Origin of the sequence: Hymenobacter terrenus (genome assembly GCF_000972495.1) — a bacterium.
Lineage (GTDB): Bacteria > Bacteroidota > Bacteroidia > Cytophagales > Hymenobacteraceae > Hymenobacter > Hymenobacter terrenus.
In genome coordinates, this window is sequence record NZ_LATM01000015.1 from 78730 (window position 1) to 95121 (window position 16392).

Genomic DNA, 16392 nt, shown 5'->3' on the forward strand with positions numbered 1-16392 from the left:
GCTGGGAATGGATGAAATTCAATAGTCAAGGGCGAAGGCTGGCGCAGCAGGGGAACCTCACGAGACCCCTACGGGGCGGGCCCCTCTACCGAGGAGAGGGGAGCCGGACGAAGTGGGCGAGATGCTTCGCTGCGCTCTGCATGACGGCCGGCCAGTTCTGGCTTATTTCAACAAGTCTTCCAGGACGATGGACACGTAGTATACTCCGCCGACCTGGGGCAGGCCGTAGCCCTGGCTGTAGTAGCGGTTGAACAGGTTGGAGCCGCCTACTTTCACGGTGGAATAGAGCGCGGGCAGGCGGTACGATACCTGGGCGTCGAAGGTGTGAAAGGCTGGTATCCAGGTATCGCCGGCGAAGCCTTGCTCCCACCAGGTACGGTCCTGCCAGCGCCAGGTCAGGTTGAAGCCCACGTGCTGGGTCAGCTTGGCGTTGCTGAAGGAAACGTTGGTGCGGTTTTCGGGCGAATTGAAGAAGTTGCGGCCCTTAGCCGTCACCACGGGGTCGGAGAGCTTTTTGCCAGTGGTCTTGTCCTTGCCTTCCTGGTAAGTGTAGTTGGTGCTGAGACGGAAGCTGCCCGGGAGAGCATAATCCAGGCCCAGCCCCACACCGTTGACCAGTATCTGGTCGACCTTGTTGAGGTTAATCTGGTAGCGGGTGGACGTTCCGGGCTCAAGCAGGTCCGTGACGTTGCTGTTGGTCGGCTGCACGAAGTTCTGGTTGGCGATAAAGTCGGAATAGCGGCTGTGGAAATAGAAGGCATCAATGAACAGCGACTGGGCAATAACCGACTTATAGCCCACTTCCCAGGTGGCAATTTTCTCCGTCTTGATGATTTGCGGCGTGTACTGCACCAGCACGCCAGGGTCTTTGCTGGTTCGGTAGGCCAGCACGGAAGCTTCGGTGTAGGCCGGGTTGTTGAAAAGATTAGCGCGGTTGGCAATCAGCTCAGTGCCGCCCAGCTCACTCAGGTTGTTTGGCACTATATTGAAAGCAAACAGGTTGCCGGGTGAAGGATTGCGGAAAGCCGTTTGGTAGGAACCCCGCAGGTTGTGCGTTTTCCACGTCAGCACGGCCGAGCCGCGGGGCGTGAAGCCGCCTTTGAGGTACTCGTTTTTGTCGTAGCGGGCGGCGAAGGTGGGGCGCACACTCAGCTCATCAGCCAACGCAAACGTGTGGGCCAGTTGGGCATAGCCGCCATACTCCTGCACGGTATATTCCTTCCCATCGGACGCCAGCGGAAATAGCGTGCGCGCCGAGTTGAGCCGGTATTCGCGGAAATGCCCGCCCACGATAAGGTCGACGAACTGAAACTGATTCTTGAAATTGTACATGCCCTCTCCATGCCACAGGTCGGAATTTTCAAGCTGCCGGGCGCCACCTTCGGTGGTAAGTCTATTGGCCGAGGCGGCTTTGGCGGCATCGAAGGCGGGGGTGCCGGGTTGGAAGCGGTTGCGGTCGGCGTAGGCGCGGGCCGTGGCGGCGCTGGCGGCGGCCACGCCGGGCACCAGGCCATCGTAGGCCGATACGTAATCCTTTGCCCACACGGGATTGGTGCTGTAGGTTCTGTTGATGGCCTGGGCTACCGTGCCGGTGCCGTAGCCTTCCGCGGTTTGCTGGGTGGTGTAGGCGCGCAGGTAGAAGTTATCGGCCCGCAGCTCCAGCTTGGCCTGGGTGCGCTTGTAGTCAGGGTAATACACGCGCTGCCCGGCCGTCTGCACGAGGTTGCCATCGCCGTAATTAACCAGGGCAATGGCTTCCAGCTTGTCGGTGAGGCGGTAGTGCAGGGCCCCACCAAGACGCAGGCTGTGGACGTCCGTATCGAGGAGGTCTTGCTCCGGGTAGCCGGTGCGCGTGAGGCGCGTGCCTCTCAGCGCCGATGTTTTTGAAATCGTGCTGTCGATGGTGATGGCATTGCCGAATTCGTCGCCGTAGACATTCAGGCCATCGTAGAGCGGGTTGGTATCGCGGGTGCCGGGCTCAAAGCCGGCGGGCCGGGTCCGGTCGCGCCGGTCCTGGGCGTCGCGGGCAATCCAGTCAGTGGCTCTGAAATAGGCCGCGTTCAGCTTGAAAGCGAAGCGGTTATTGAATGACTTGGCGTAGCGGATGGCGTAGTCGGTGAGCAGGGTGGCATTTTTCGTGGCCGGGGAGTTGACGTTGTTCAGGCCGTTTTTGATTTGCAGGCTCAGGCCCTGGTACTCGAACGGGTCTTTGGAAGTCGTCAGCACAATGCCGTTGAGGGCGTCGGGGCCGTAGAGGGCCGACGCCGCGCCGGGCACAATCTCCACATTATCAACATCTAGCTCGGATACGCCCGCCACGTTGCCAAAGCCGAAGCCCAGGCCTGGCGAGCGGCTATCCATGCCGTCGAACCACTGCACGACGCGGGTATTGTTGTTGGCCCCGAACCCGCGCAGGTTCACCGACTTGAAGTTAATACTCTGCGTGCCCAGGTCCACGCCCTTCACGTTGTTGAGCGCGTCCCAAAAATTGGCCGCGCCCGTCTCCCGAATGGTGCGGGCATCCAGCTTCTCCACCGTCACCGGCGACTTCAAAATGCTTTCGGGCACCCGACTGGCCGACACCACCACTTCATCGGTTAGCACGCCGCCTTCGACTAGTGCCACCGCTAGTGGTCCGGCCGTCGAGGCGTCTTGCTCCACGGTTTTAAACCCGACTAAACTAAAGACCAGACGTGTAGCTTCCGGCTTAACCCCAATGGTGAAGTTGCCGTCGCGGTCGGTAGCCGTGCCGATGGTGGTACCTTTCACCACCACGTTCACGCCGATGAGACCGGCCCCCGTAGCACCGTCGGTCACGCGCCCCGTTACGGTGGTGGTTTGCGCCAGCAGCTCGGCCGACCAAGTCAGCAGCAACAATGCAAAAAGAAACAATTTTTTCATATTCATCAGATGGATTAAACCCATGGGGCCGCTCCCCTGGCAGCGGCATGAAGTAGGGAGGAAAAAGATGGAGAATTGGCCGGCCCGCTCATGGCGGGGCGTGGATTATGCCGGAGCCTACGTAGGGGCTACCAGCGACATATACACCAGAAAATTTTGGGCAGTACAGCGTTAGGATGCGGCCGGCTGGAGCCTTGTCGGGTCGGAGGCGAGGCACGTTGGCAGCAGCATGAGCCCTGCCCTACCCGAAGACCCTACGAATACCGCCGCACACAGACCCACACTCCAAGCCACGGTGGAGGTAGGCAACTAGCAGCCGGAAGAGGAGTGGATTAGCAACAACAACCCATCACCTCCGTCGTACAGACGGCCGATTGGGCATAGCTTACTTGTGGCGCAGCCACCAAGTGGAAGGAACGAGCAGAGTTGTTGACGGGTGTGTCCACAGCAACGTGTTTTTTATATGGCCAGGTGTTAGTTATGCTGACCTTCGGTTGGCACCGTTGCGAAAAATCCGCTGGTTGCCGGCGTTTCATCGAGCCTGTCTCTCCACGCCTCTGTATAAAAAAATCCTTTGTGGGATCAAGAATTGGTGGGCCAAAGGTAAAGCAGCATTTTTTAAATGCCCAAATTTCATTCAAAACTCACACTGAATGGACCGGCTTCCGAAGGCGGCCCATGCTGCAGACATATGGTCGCACGTCCTTGGCCGGAAAGAACGCGATAACAAGGAAATCGGTACTTGCTGGCTCCCCAGGGTCGCCGCGCCAAAAACAGCAACGCTATTTCCGCAGTGAAAAAGGCAGTGGCGCGCCGTGTTGTGTTCGCAAAAGCCCCTGCGTACTACTGCCTTTTTCATGGTGAACACCGCGGAAAAACAAGTAGACCCGCTTGGGGTAGGCCCCTTGTTTACTCTTGCCCGGCCTGTTCCACAGCCTATCTTTGCCGCCACGACCTTGCTGCTGGCAGCAGGCCGGTCAAAAAGAAATCGAGCTGACTGACAGACTATCTGGCCTCGGAAGGGTATCCAAGTAATGGTGTCCAGAACGGTGTATTGCGGCTCGAAGCGTGAACGGTGTAAGTTCTTATTGCGAGCTGATGCCAAGTTCACAGCCTTGGTAGCGGCAGCATTTCATGGGGCGCTCTTTGGTAGTGAGCGCTAGCATAAACGCCTGAAAGACCAGCAGCCTATCCTATTTTCTCTTTAATCTTATAGTTTACGCATGTCGCTCTCCTCTCCTATTGCTTCCGTGGCCATTCGCACCCCACAGCGCGTGGCCGAAATCTCCTGGTTTGATGACCTCTGCGGCGGCGATACCCAGTACTTGAGCGTGCTCGATGGCGCTTATCGCAGCTCCTGGGCCCACTGCCGCGACATCACCCTCTCGGCCGAGCGCCTGGGCTACTCCAACATCCTGCTGCCCACCTCCTACACAGTGGGGCAGGACGTGATGACTTTCGCGGCCGGCATTGCCCCGCAAACCTCGCGCATCAACCTGCTCACGGCTATTCGCACCGGCGAAATGCACCCGCCCATGCTGGCCCGCGCCCTGGCTTCGCTCGACCATATGCTCGAAGGCCGGCTCACCATCAACATCATCAACTCCGACCTGCCCGGCCTGCGCGAGGCGCCGGAGCTGCGCTACCAGCGCTGCGCCGAAACCATCGAAATCCTGCGCCAGGCTTGGACGCAAGAGCGCATCGTGCACAAAGGGGAGCTGTACCAGTTCGACATGCCGGCCGACCCGGCCAAGCCCTACCAGCAAAACGGGGGCCCGCTGCTGTACTTCGGCGGCACGTCGGAGGGCGCCCGTGAAGTGTGCGCGCAGTACTGCGACATGTTTCTGATGTGGCCCGAAACCGAGGAAATGCTCTACGAAACCATGCAGGACCTGAGCGCCCGCGCCGCCCGCCATGGCCGGCAGATTGACTTCGGCCTGCGTATTCACGTCATCGTGCGTGAAACGGAGTACGAGGCCCGCGCCTACGCCAAGAAGCTCATGTCGAAATTTGACCCTGTTAAGGGGGCCGAAATCAAGAGCCGGGCCCAGGATTCGTGGTCGATGGGCGTGCACCGCCAGAACCAGCTGCGAGAGTACGCCGACATGGAAGGCTTCGTGGAGCCTCTGCTCTGGACCGACATTGGCAAGGCCCGCTCCGGAGCCGGCGGCGCCCTTGTCGGCGACCCCGACCAGATTGTGGAGAAGCTTAACCGCTACATGGACATGGGATTCCGGGCCTTCATCTTTTCGGGATATCCACTGCTCGACGAGGCCGACTTATTTGCCCGCTACGTGCTGCCGCGCCTGCCCAACGCTTCCATGCCGCAGGTGCAGGGCCGCATCCCGCGCGAAACACCAGTTACGCCCCTCACCACAGCCGTGCTGCGATAGCCAGCCAGGGTATAGTTCAATTTATTGATAGTCTGAGCTAACCGAGTTGTGGGTAGCTCAGCTCCTACTTTTTGGATTCGGCGGGTAAAGGCGTGACCGAGAACTCCTCGAACTCTACTGGGAATCCTTTGCCATCAGGAGCAGCGCACATTGGGCCGATGCGCACTTTCTGGCCGGGTGTGGGTGGGAAGTATGCCAGCCGTAACATATTGAAGGTCTTGTTATCGAAGGAGTACTGAATTTCGACGTAGTCACCCTTGCGCAACAGCGTGAGCCACACGGCCGGGGGGCTGTCCTGGCGCGGAACTACTGACCAGTCGGACACCTCACGAGTCACCACGGCGCTCACGTTTTGCACCCCCTTGACGTACTCAATGCCTGTTTTAATCCAGTTCTTCTCGTCGAGACGAATCATCAGCCCGGCTTGATCGTAGAGGTCTTGATAGTGGCCAGTTACTTTGACCTTAACCAGAAAATCGCCCTCCTGCTCCTGAAAATAGAAGTGTCCGTTGTCGCGGATGAACCCGTAGTGGGTCACGCGCCAGAAGTCCGTACTACCGTCAACCTGCACCTGAAGCTTGGTCCCAGTCATTGACGCCTTTTTGGGAGCGTTTTGCCAGCGCATGGTGGGAAGAAACTGGGCAGTTGCGGAGAGACTGAGCAGCAGCGCGGCACCAGTAAGCATGGCTTTCATCAAACGGCAGCCCTGCCGAAAAGTGGCCAGCAGGGTGAGCAAATGTATGCACCAAACGGCTCCGCCACCAGAATCCACCGGGCTATTGCGTCGGCCACTGCATCTTCTAAAAAAAGCGCCGGCCTAATCGATTGGCCAGGCTGGCGCGGAACCGTAAACATGGGGAAGTGACCAGAGAGCCGGGTCGCATTACCTTATCGAGTCAAGTATTTTTATTATCAGATTTTTATATTTCACTGACAATAGGCTTACGCCACGGGCTGAAGCTGCTAACAGTGAAGTGGCCACTTCGTAGCCGTTGCTGGCGGCTGACACTTTAAATTTGGTTGAACATATAGCGGGCAATTTTCCACTGTCCGTTTTCCTTGGTGAACACCCACAGTTCCCGATAGGCGCCGGGGCTTATCTGCCCGTTTGCTTTCACGAGCACGTTGCCAGCCGACGTGGAGGTGGCGAAAGCGTAATCCTTATTCACCACCACAATTTCCCCAGGAGTAAACTGCAACGTGAGTGTGAGGGCACTAAATAAGCCCTCGTAGGAGCTCTTTATCTGCGCCGGGCCGGTAACCGTGGGCGCGCCGGCCGACAGCAGTATGGCATTCTGAGCGAAGAGTCCGGCTACTTTGCTCGGGTCTGAGGCGGCCAGGGCCGTCCCGTAGTCGGTAATCAGTTGCTTGATGGCCGTTTGCTCGGCGATAATGTCTGCCGCGCTCAGGGTCGTGCTTGGCGTCTGGGTAGTACTAGGCGTTTCGTCGTTCTTTTTGCAGGCGACTGTGCTGGCGCTTAGCGCTGTAACTAACAACAAGGTTTGCAGAAATTTAGAGGTGTTTGTTTTAAAGGTATTCATGGCTGTGCTTCCAAAAGAATTTATGGGTCTGGTTTAAGTCATAGCAGATCGGCTCAGTGAACGGTGCGTACCCGCTCCTAACCGAACCCAGAAGTGGGCCCAGGACAAGGCAATTGTCAGAACGACCCACACGCAATTCAGTATCTCAGCTAGTTGGCAAATAGCTGGTAGTTGTTCAGGCTAAGTTTCTCACGGCGCCCGCGTCGGCCCTACGCGGGGCAGTGCCTTCTGGAAGACCAGTTCAACCCTCACCAGAAGGCAGCCTGTACCACTACAAGCCGAGTTGGGTCATGTAGGTCTGGTTATCCCAGTACAGGAATTCTTCCACCATCACGCCGTCCTTCCAGCGGCCCACCGTGCACATGGGCAGCCTGAACTTCTTGCCTGTGGGCTGGATAAATTTACCGTCGGCCGTGGGCATGGGCTTGGTGAAGGTGCCCGTCATGAAACCGGTGACGGCCGTGAACTCATTCTGCCCGAGCTTGACGGGATGCTCCTTGATTTGCGTATCGGGGGCGAACACGAACAGAGCTTTCAGGTCTTCAGTGTGGCGCTCGATACCCGTCGTGACGTGGCCGTCGGGCCAATGCACCAGGATATTCTTGGAATGGCTCTCGTGCAGCCGGTCCCACTGCTGATTGCTGAACACATCAAAATCGAGGGCATCGAACGTCGCCAGATGCTGGTCAACCAACGACCCGGGCGCTGGTTGGGCTTTATCTTTATCGCAGCCCGCAACGGCCATAAGCAAGGCGAGGGAAAACAGAACTTTTTTCATATAAGGGAGGGGCTAAGGGTACTGAACTATTCCCCTGGTGGAGAATGGCACAAAGGTTTGCCCACGCCTTACCCTCCTTTCTTATCATAGGATAAGAAAGTATTTCTGAATTCCTCTCAGGTTTCTGGATTTTCAAAAAAACCTATTCCTGAACGTGCCAGCCCCTATCCTTCCGTTAATCGGCCAGGCGGTTGAGGCGGCGCACCCGGCTCAGCGATTCGGGTGTGACGCCCAGGTACGAGGCAATCAGGTGCTGCGGCACCCGTTGAACCAGGGCGGGGTACTTGCGTAGAAAATTATTGTATTTCTCAGTGGCCGACTCGCTGAGACTCGCATTCACCCGCTCCTGCAATGCTACGTAGCGGCTCTGCATCAGCAGACGAAAAAAGCGCTCGAATACCGGATAGCGCGCGTACACTTCTTCGATGGCAGCGTATTTGATGAGCAGTAGCTGCGTATCCTCCAGGGCGTCGATGTTGAGGGTGCTCGGCGTCTGGGTCAGCAGGCTGTACAGGTCCGATACCCACCAGTCTTCGGGCGCAAATTGCAGGGTGTGCTCCTGGCCTTGCGGGTCGACGGAATAGCTCCGCACGCAGCCCTGGGTCACAAACGCCATGTGCGTGCAAATGTCGCCCTCCATCAAGTAGTGCTGCCGTTTGGCCAGCGACAACGGCCGGACATACTGCCGGAAAAATGTAAATTCTTCGTCCGTAATAGATACCCGCGCTAGCAGGTTGGCACGGAGCAATTCCTCGGCAGCAGAAGTAAGTGACATCATGCGGTAGTGGAAAAGTGGAGAGAAAAATCGGAGGCGAGACTGGAATATATCGAAGTCAGCTGCTTATTCAGAGCCCTACCGGGTACGCCCCCGCACAATACAAATCTTCCAGGCAGCGACGAGGAGACGAAATTACTTTCCGGCTGCCGCAGGCTGGTGCTGATAGCCAATCCATGGTGTCAGCTTAACCGCTATACCGTCTGGCGGCTACCGGCAATTGTCTGCATCACGCTCGCTAGCGGCTCAAAGCTGCTAACTTCTTCGACCAGCGCCAACGGCCGCGGCGCCCCGAAACGATTGAGCCACAGCGGCCGAATGCCTACCCCAAGGGCTCCCACCACATCAACATGCCAATTGTCGCCCACCAATGCCGTTTCCTCGGGCAGGGAGTCCAGGCGCTGCAACGCCACCTGAAAAATGCGCGGGTCGGGCTTCGCCACCCCTACTTCTTCCGAGGTAATTAGTGCATCTACCAACCGGTCCATCCCCAGAAACCGCAATTTATCCTCCTGCTCCAGTGTGTGATTATTCGTCACGATTCCGATGCGATACTGCGGCTTCAGGGCTTTTAGCAAAGCTACGGCTCCCGTCACCGGCCGATGCAGACGGTGGTAGTGCGTCTGTTGAAGGTGAATAAATTGGTCGATTTCCGCATCCGTTGCCGCAATCTGATAGGAGGCGACGAGGCGTTGAAAGCGCAGAAGGCGGGCTTCCTGAGGAGTGTAGCGGCCGCTTAACACTTGTAGGTGCAGTTCTTCGAGCAGCTCGCTGCAACGCTGATAAAGCGGCTCGAACGCGACCTGTTGCAGCTGGGGCAACGCGGCGGTACTTGCAGCCAGGGCCGCCCGCGATGTGGCGGTATGGTCAAACAGCGTGTCATCCAAATCAAACAGTACCGTGGTCGTGCGGACGGAAAGCGGTGGTCTCATCAAGTTAACTGCGGTTTCAAATAATAAGCAGTCGTCAAGCTACCCGGCCGCGTCACCGGAGAACTAGTTTACTTTACGGTAATTTCTTACTCCTAACTATGAAACAACTTTTCTTTGCCGCTGGGTTGCTGGCGGTCCTCAGCCTGGCCGCGCCGCTGAGTATTTCAGCCCAGAAAAAGCCCGCCGCCACTCGCAAAGCGCCCGCTACTAAAACCACGAGCGCTGAATCTGCGATTCGTGAGAGCGACATCAAGCGCGACTTGTTTGCCCTGGCCGGCGACCGTTACCGGGGCCGCGAGGGCGGCACGCTCGATGAACTAAAGGCCTCCGTGTGGCTGGCCGACCAGATTCGCGCTATTGGCCTGCAGCCGGCCGGCGACGACGGCACCTATTTCCAGTGGTTTCATTTGCAGCGCACCCGCCTCACCAAAGCCAGTCGACTGAGCATCGGCACGCACCAGCTGCGGCCCAATCAGGACGCGCTGATTTTTGCGCCCACCAACTTCGCCGTCACGGCCCCACTGGTGTACGTGGGCACCGGCACCGCGCCCGAGTTGGCCAAAACTGACCTCAAAGGCAAGGCCGTAGCGCTGCTGTTTTCCGGTAATCCCACGCCCGATGTCAGCTTCCGACGTTTCCTGACGGCGACGCTGCGCGATAAATCGGCCGAGCTACTGAAGGCAGGGGCGGTGGCCGTGGTGTTTGTGGCCGATGCGCGGGCCCAGACCGTGTATGAGCACTGGGGCCACACCTACGAGCGCGGTCGCTACGGCCTGCCCGGCGACCCCAATACCAAAGTGCTGGACACCCCGCCCACCATCCTGCTCCCCGCCGATGCCAAGGACTGGGTGCAGCAGGCCGGCCAGCAGCTCGTCGTCGACCTACGGATCGAGACTTTCCTGTACCCATCGGTTAACATCGTGGCCAAAGTGCCCGGCACCGATGCCCAGCTAAAGCAGGAAAACGTGCTGTTCAGTACTCACCAGGACCACGACGGCGTGCGCGCTCCGGTAGCCGGCGACTCCATTTATAACGGCGCCGACGATAACGCGACCGGCTGCGCGGCGCTGCTGGCCATCATGCGCGCCTTCAAGCAGCAGCCGGCCCGGCGCGCAGCCCTCTTCGTCTACCACGGCGCCGAGGAGCGCGGTCTGCTGGGTTCGCGCTACTATTCCGCCAACCCGACCGTACCGAAAGGGTCCATCGTGGCCGTGCTGAATGCCGAGATGATGGGCCGCAACTCCCCCGACAGCGCCGCCTTGCTCGGCGCCATCCCACCGCACCGCAATTCTTCCGATTTGGTGAACCTGGCCCTGGCTGCCAACCAGGCCGGGCCCAAGTTTAAGCTGGATACCGAATGGGACAAAACCACCCACCCCGAGGGCTGGTACTTCCGCTCCGACCACCTACCCTACGCCCGCCTGGGTATTCCGGCCGTGATGTACACCTCGCTACTGCACCCCGACTACCACACCCCCAAGGATGAGGCCGACCGCATCAACTACCCCAAGCTGACCCGTATGACGCAGTGGATGTACCTCACCGGTTGGGCCGTAGCCAACCGTCCGGCCCGCCCCGCGCCGGAGCCAGGCTTCAAGCTGGAACGCTGATTCCGGAGCGTAAACTTCCGCTTCGCGAACTTGCGGCGGCAAGTCCACGCCCGGGCGTCTCATGCCCGGCCTCGTGGCGGCAAACCTCAGAAACCACATTCTGTGCAATTTATTCATCTCATGCTCAAACAATTCTGGCATCCACTCCTCTTCGTGCTGCTGGCTGGTTTCGCTTCCCTTCAAGCTGCCGGCCAGGCCCAGGCTCCCGCGCCCAAATACCTGATTAAGGACCTCGATAACAATCCCAAGGCCCCGGCCGACTGCGTCGAGTTGATTATTCCCTCCCACGGCAGCCGGATGGCGGCTTTTATGTACACCGCCGTGGGCAGCCAGCCCCATCCGACGCTGATTTTGCTGCACGGCTTTCCCGGCAATGAACGCAACCTCGACCTGGCCCAATCGATACGCCGCACCGGCTGGAACGTACTGTATTTCAACTACCGCGGCTCGTGGGGCAGCGAGGGCGAGTTCTCGTTTGCCAACTGCGTGGAGGATGTTACCAGTGTGGTAGCCTTTTGCCGGAAGCAGGCTAAAGCCCTGCGCATTGACAGCACCCGCTTGGCGCTGTTTGGGCACAGCATGGGTGGCTGGGTGGCCCTGAAGGCGTTGGCGCAGCTGCCCACCGTCCGGAAAGCCGTTATTCTTTCGCCCTGGGACATCTACGCCAGCGCGGCTAATACCGACCCTTTGAACAGCCGCGCCGCGTTTGACCAGTATACTAGCCAGGTTTTTATGCTGCGAATTCCGGAGGGCAAGTCGCTCCTCGCCCCGGTGCTGGCCAACGCGGCGACCTACCAATTAAACGCCGATGGTCCTGCCCTGCGCCGTAAGACCCTATTGTTCCTTGACGAAACCAAGCGTAACCAAGCCTGGATCAAGCCCATTGGCGCGGTCAACAAAGCCTATTTTCACTACGAAGTATGGCCCACTGACCACCCTTTCACCAGCAAGCGAATTGCCCTGACCAAAACAGTTATCGCCTTTCTGAACAAGTAGCGCCGACGGACAGATTGCGGACTTCCGGTTGCTAAGCCACCACTCTCACAAAGCGTCCTCACCCTATAATCAGCAGCTAACAACTATTTCATGCGCCACATCACTGCCACCGATATCAAGAATTTTGAGCGAATTTATCGGCTCAACCTCGTCAATGGTCTGCCGGGTTTCAAGCCGGCCAACCTCATCGGCACGGTGGCGCCCGATGGCGGCACCAACCTCGCCGTGTTCAGCTCGGCTCTGCACCTGGGCTCCGACCCACCCCTGCTCGGCATCGTGACGCGGCCCACCACCGTACCCCGGCACACCTATCAAAACCTCAAAAGCAGCGGCTGCTACACCCTCAACCACGTGCCAGTGGCTTTGGCCGCCCAGGCCCACTACACCTCCGCCGACTTCGCCCCGGAAGTATCGGAGTTCGATGAATGCGGCTTCACGGCCGCATACCGCGACGATTTTCCGGCACCTTACGTGGCCGAAAGCCCGCTCAGTATCGGCCTGCGGCTACGCGAGGAGTTGGCCATTTCCAACGGCACAGTCCTGCTGGTAGGCACTGTGGAGCACGTGTACCTGCGCGAAGAAGCCCTGCGGCCCGATGGCACCCTGGACCTGGCCGCGCTAGGCGACGCCTGCATTTCCGGCCTCGATGGCTACCACGAAGTGCTGCCGCCAGTGCGCTTGGGCTACGCCCGACCGGGCCAGCCGCCAGTCGCGCAATAGCAGTGTTTATTGGTTGACTGCGCAATGAAACGGGCCGCCCCAGCAATTGGGACGGCCCGTTTCATTGCGCAGTCAACGCTCCAGCCAGGCGGTCATGCTGAGTGGAGCCGAAGCATCACGCGTGCAATAGTGAACCAATCGTCAGAAGAAGATCTTCGGCTCCGCTCAGCATGACCATTCTGATACGCTTAGCTTTAGCTACGGATACTGCGTTTCAATCTTGCGGCTCCAGGAGTCGGAGTACCGCTGGTCGGCAGTAGGGCTGGCCGCGCTTGGCTGAGCGGGGTCGTCGCGGTACCAGGCGCGGTAAGGTTGGTCTCCCCTTCTACTGCCCGTCTTACTGATAGAAGTATAGTTCTTACTGCCCTTGCGCTTCTTCCCTTTCTTTTTTCTAGCTTTTTTCCCGGCTAAAGTCAGGGCCACGGCTCCGATGGCTACCCCGGCTATGGCCAAGGCTGCCAGCCAGGGCTTCACCACGGGTGGTGGCAGGATGCGCACGCCATCGGCGGTGGCAGGCAGCGGCACATAGCGGCCGGCTTTGGGGCGGCTCACGGCGTCGAACCGGGTGACAAAATCGGCCAGCTGATGGCGTAGCTCATTGCCATGCATGGGGATGCCGTGGCCGGTGGCAGCCACCTCGGGCTCCAAGCGCGTGAGCAGCTCCACGGAGGCGCGGGCAGCATCCCAGTCGGCAGTGAAGTAGGCCGGAGGACCGTGTACTTCCTGCTTTTGCGTGTAAGTGGCGAGGCCCGATTCAGCGAAAACGGTGGTGAAGGCATCGCCGGCTATCAGCACTTTGTCATGCTCGCGAAAGAACGACACGTGCCCGAACGTATGGCCCGGCGTGGGCACCCAGCGCCAGCCGGGCAGGCCGGGCACGCTGCCATCGGCAGGCAGGGCTTCCACCCGCGCACCAAAATTATAGGGGTGTTTGGGATAAACGAACGACAGGTAGGACATCAGGCCGCCGCCCACGGTGGGGTCGGGTGGCGGGTAGCTGGAGCGACCGGTGAGATAAGGCAGCTCCAGCTGGTGCGCATACACTGGCACGTTAGGCCAGGCTTCGAGCAGACCGTGCAAGGCCCCTACGTGGTCGAAATGACCATGAGTGAGCAGAATGGCCGTGGGTGGCGTGTCGGCGCCAAACAGCTCCTCGGCTTGCTTCTTAATCTTATCAGCCGAACCCGGCAGGCCTGCATCGATGAGCACCCAGGGGCCCCGGGGCTGGTCTTGCGGGAAAGCGTAATAAAGATTGACAAATACGTCGCGCAGCACGCTCAGGCCGGGCACTACGGTAGTGAAGGCTGGCGTATTGGCACGGGTGGCTTCGTTCGAAAGCATACGTAAGATGATAGGATGAAAGCGTAAAAGGTCGGGAGTACTACGGTAGTTAGCGGGCCGGGGGTTGGCCTTTTTTCGCACGGTTGAGGCTACCGATGCCATACGGCCGTGCTTTGCCGGAACGCAAAAAGCCCGCTGCCGGGTTGGCAGCGGGCTTTTTGGCTTCACTGGGAAAATTACTGCGGCTGCGACTTGGGCTGCGACTGGTCGTTGGTGTTGCCTACACCGTTGGTCGACTTGTCGGTGCTGGTCATGGTGCCACTCGGGGCCTGGGGCGACGCGGTGCTTTTGCCCGCGGGAGCCGAGTTGATTTGGTCCTGTACGGTGCCTTTTGCGATGGCCGCGGCCGAGCCCACGCCACCCGGCTCCGGGGCCCGCTGCTGGTAATTGATGCTGTCGCGGTTCACGTCATAGTTGCGCCAGCCGGGGGGCGGATTAACGAAACTATTCTGGTATTGTGGATTTTTACCGGGGCTCCAACGATAGTCGCAGGACGAAACCGAGGCCGCCAGAGCGGTGCCCAGCAACAAGGCCAGGACGGAACGGGAAGAAAGCTTCATGAAGTAGTGCTTGGGATTGGTAATGCAAAGTACGTTGATTCCGAGCGGAAGGCCAACGCAATAACCATTACGGCGCTACTTTAGGGGTTTACTCCCACCTTGCCTCGCCGCTCATGCCCGATTCTGACGCCAATCAGCCTTCCCGTTTTCGCCGCGCCCTCGGGGCCGTGGGGCGGGCGGCACTGCTGCCCGTGCGCGGCGCGGGCTACCTCGTGCGGTCGGGCAAGGCCCACCAGCATTTCTTTCTGCCGGTGCTAAATGGGGCCCTCGGCGACCAGCTGGCTGCCCGCTACGACCCGCGTGCCATCCGCATGAGTTTCCGCCGGGGCGGGCACGACGTGGCCGTGGCCGACCTGCGGCTCAGCGAGCCGCACCAGAAAACCGTGGTGTTCATTCACGGTCTCATGGGCGATGAGCTTATCTGGCAAACCGGCTTCCAGGATGCGCCCGGCAGCCGGCGCTACGGCCCGCGCCTGGCCGAAGAAGCCAACATCCGCGCCCTCTACGTGCGCTTCAACTCGGGCCTGCACCTCTCCGAAAACGGCCGGGAGTTGAGCCGCCTGCTCACCGAGCTGGTCATCACCTACCCCGATGCCATCGGCGAGTTGGTCCTGGTAGGCCACAGCATGGGCGGGCTAATCATCCGCTCAGCCGGGTATTACGCCGCGCTTGACGCCAGGCTTAGGGAGGAGTTGGGAGAAAGGGAAGGTGCCGCGCCTGCGCTTGGTGAGGAATTGCCAAACAGCGCATCCGCTAACTCTCCATTCTTCATTCCTCATTCTTCACTAAGTGCAACGTCCACCTCTTGGCTGGCCCACCTGCGGTCTGTTTTTCTGCTTGGCACGCCCAACGACGGCTCCTGGCTGGAACAAAACTCGCACCTCACGGCCCGGCTGCTGAACCGCATCAACCTGTTTCCCACCCGCTTTCTGAGCAAGGCGCTTAACCAGCGCAGCAATGGCATCAAGGATTTGCGCTACTCTATTCTGGTGGATGAGGACTGGCAGGACGCTCACGCCAACGACCTGACGCCTCCGCGCACGCCCGTGCCGCCGCTACCCGGCGTGCGCTATCACATCCTGATAGGCGCGTGGCTGCGCACGAGCCGGCCCGTCGCCCTGCGCGAATATTTCGGCGATGGCTTAGTGGGCCAAGGCAGCGCCCGTGGCCACGCCACCTTTGGCGACGAGGCCACCCTACCCGCTGGAGCCAGCGTGCGCACCGCCGTGTTTAGCCAGCAGCACCACGGCGGCCTCCTCACCCACCCTGAAGTGTTTCAGTACCTGAAGCACTGGGCTTGAACAGTAAATTATTGGCTATTAGCTCTCGCACAGATTGTAGATTATTCCGCTCTTGTCAGGCTCCTCTTGGCTGCGCGTATGAAGCAAACCGGTGTTGTACCCAATAGGGCATGACCCGTAGGAGGCTCGTGAGGCGCCGCGGCTTCAACAACAAAAAGGCCATACCCAGTTAAGAGCATGGCCTTTGGTGATGCTAGCAATTGCTAGATCAGGTGGTGGTGCCAGCAGTGGTACCGGAAGTTGTGCCCGACGTAGAGGTGCCGGAGGTTGTGCCAGTAGTGGTGGTGCCGCTAGTAGTACCGGAAGTTGTGCCGGTAGTAGTGCCAGTAGTACTACCCGATGTGGTGCCCGACGTGCTGCCATAAGTGGAGCTACCGGATGTAGAGCCTGCGGTCGAACCAGAAGTGGTGCCCGACGTAGAGCCGCCGGTAGAGCCAGAGCCAGCGTTTTCGGATGCAGTGCAGGCACTAAAGAAGATGAGCGACGAGCACAGAACGGCACCGGTCAGCCCAGAAAGCAGGTTGCGTTTCATAGGGTAATGAAA

14 protein-coding genes and 1 riboswitch are annotated in these 16392 nt (G+C 59.3%); of the genes, 5 read left to right on the forward strand and 9 right to left on the reverse strand.

The features are described from left to right. Positions 1-162: 162 nt before the first annotated feature. The gene (locus tag WX88_RS17160) at positions 163-2901 is read right to left on the reverse strand and encodes a TonB-dependent receptor (protein WP_046245665.1); all 2739 of its coding nucleotides are present in this window, start codon (positions 2899-2901) and stop codon (positions 163-165) included. Positions 2902-3357: 456 nt separating this feature from the next. Beyond that, positions 3358-3469: riboswitch (SAM riboswitch) on the reverse strand. A 655-nt stretch (positions 3470-4124) separates the two neighbouring features. Here WX88_RS17160 and WX88_RS17165 point away from each other — a divergent pair. After that, positions 4125-5294 (forward strand): LLM class flavin-dependent oxidoreductase, encoded by a 1170-nt coding sequence (locus WX88_RS17165; RefSeq protein WP_046245624.1) that lies wholly within the window; start codon positions 4125-4127, stop codon positions 5292-5294. A 64-nt stretch (positions 5295-5358) separates the two neighbouring features. On the opposite strand, the gene WX88_RS17170 is transcribed toward WX88_RS17165, so the two are convergent. The 5 genes from WX88_RS17170 to WX88_RS27915 form a co-directional block, all read right to left on the reverse strand. Continuing rightward, positions 5359-6030, reverse strand: coding sequence for a DUF1349 domain-containing protein (locus WX88_RS17170; protein ID WP_231590731.1), 672 nt, complete (start codon positions 6028-6030; stop codon positions 5359-5361). A 274-nt stretch (positions 6031-6304) separates the two neighbouring features. Further along, positions 6305-6835 (reverse strand): YybH family protein, encoded by a 531-nt coding sequence (locus WX88_RS17175; RefSeq protein WP_052732802.1) that lies wholly within the window; start codon positions 6833-6835, stop codon positions 6305-6307. 271 nt (positions 6836-7106) lie between these two features. After that, on the reverse strand, positions 7107-7613 hold the full coding sequence (locus WX88_RS17180) for an ester cyclase (RefSeq protein WP_046245625.1): 507 nt from the start codon (positions 7611-7613) through the stop codon (positions 7107-7109). 175 nt (positions 7614-7788) lie between these two features. Next, positions 7789-8391 (reverse strand): Crp/Fnr family transcriptional regulator, encoded by a 603-nt coding sequence (locus WX88_RS17185; RefSeq protein WP_231590732.1) that lies wholly within the window; start codon positions 8389-8391, stop codon positions 7789-7791. A 191-nt stretch (positions 8392-8582) separates the two neighbouring features. After that, positions 8583-9320: an HAD family hydrolase gene (locus tag WX88_RS27915; protein WP_072053037.1), complete on the reverse strand. Its 738-nt coding sequence runs from the start codon at positions 9318-9320 to the stop codon at positions 8583-8585. 98 nt (positions 9321-9418) lie between these two features. Here WX88_RS27915 and WX88_RS17195 point away from each other — a divergent pair, with 98 nt between their 5' ends. The 3 genes from WX88_RS17195 to WX88_RS17205 all read left to right on the forward strand — a co-directional run bounded on the left by WX88_RS17195 (position 9419) and on the right by WX88_RS17205 (position 12646). Then, positions 9419-10930 (forward strand): M28 family peptidase, encoded by a 1512-nt coding sequence (locus WX88_RS17195; RefSeq protein WP_046245627.1) that lies wholly within the window; start codon positions 9419-9421, stop codon positions 10928-10930. A gap of 120 nt (positions 10931-11050) precedes the next feature. Next, positions 11051-11926, forward strand: coding sequence for an alpha/beta hydrolase family protein (locus WX88_RS17200; protein ID WP_052732804.1), 876 nt, complete (start codon positions 11051-11053; stop codon positions 11924-11926). A 90-nt stretch (positions 11927-12016) separates the two neighbouring features. Then, positions 12017-12646, forward strand: coding sequence for a flavin reductase family protein (locus tag WX88_RS17205; RefSeq protein ID WP_046245628.1), 630 nt, complete (start codon positions 12017-12019; stop codon positions 12644-12646). 198 nt (positions 12647-12844) lie between these two features. Here WX88_RS17205 and WX88_RS17210 read toward each other — a convergent pair whose 3' ends face one another. Together WX88_RS17210 and WX88_RS17215 are read right to left on the reverse strand one after the other, a co-directional pair. After that, positions 12845-13987, reverse strand: a complete 1143-nt coding sequence (locus WX88_RS17210) for an MBL fold metallo-hydrolase (RefSeq protein WP_072053038.1) — start codon at positions 13985-13987, stop codon at positions 12845-12847. A gap of 176 nt (positions 13988-14163) precedes the next feature. Next, positions 14164-14547, reverse strand: a complete 384-nt coding sequence (locus WX88_RS17215; protein WP_046245629.1) for a hypothetical protein — start codon at positions 14545-14547, stop codon at positions 14164-14166. 113 nt (positions 14548-14660) lie between these two features. Between WX88_RS17215 and WX88_RS17220 the strand changes: the two genes are divergently transcribed. Further along, on the forward strand, positions 14661-15848 hold the full coding sequence (locus tag WX88_RS17220) for an esterase/lipase family protein (RefSeq protein ID WP_046245630.1): 1188 nt from the start codon (positions 14661-14663) through the stop codon (positions 15846-15848). Between the two features lie 208 nt (positions 15849-16056). On the opposite strand, the gene WX88_RS28870 is transcribed toward WX88_RS17220, so the two are convergent. Next, positions 16057-16380 (reverse strand): hypothetical protein, encoded by a 324-nt coding sequence (locus WX88_RS28870; RefSeq protein ID WP_197076824.1) that lies wholly within the window; start codon positions 16378-16380, stop codon positions 16057-16059. Positions 16381-16392 lie beyond the last annotated feature (12 nt).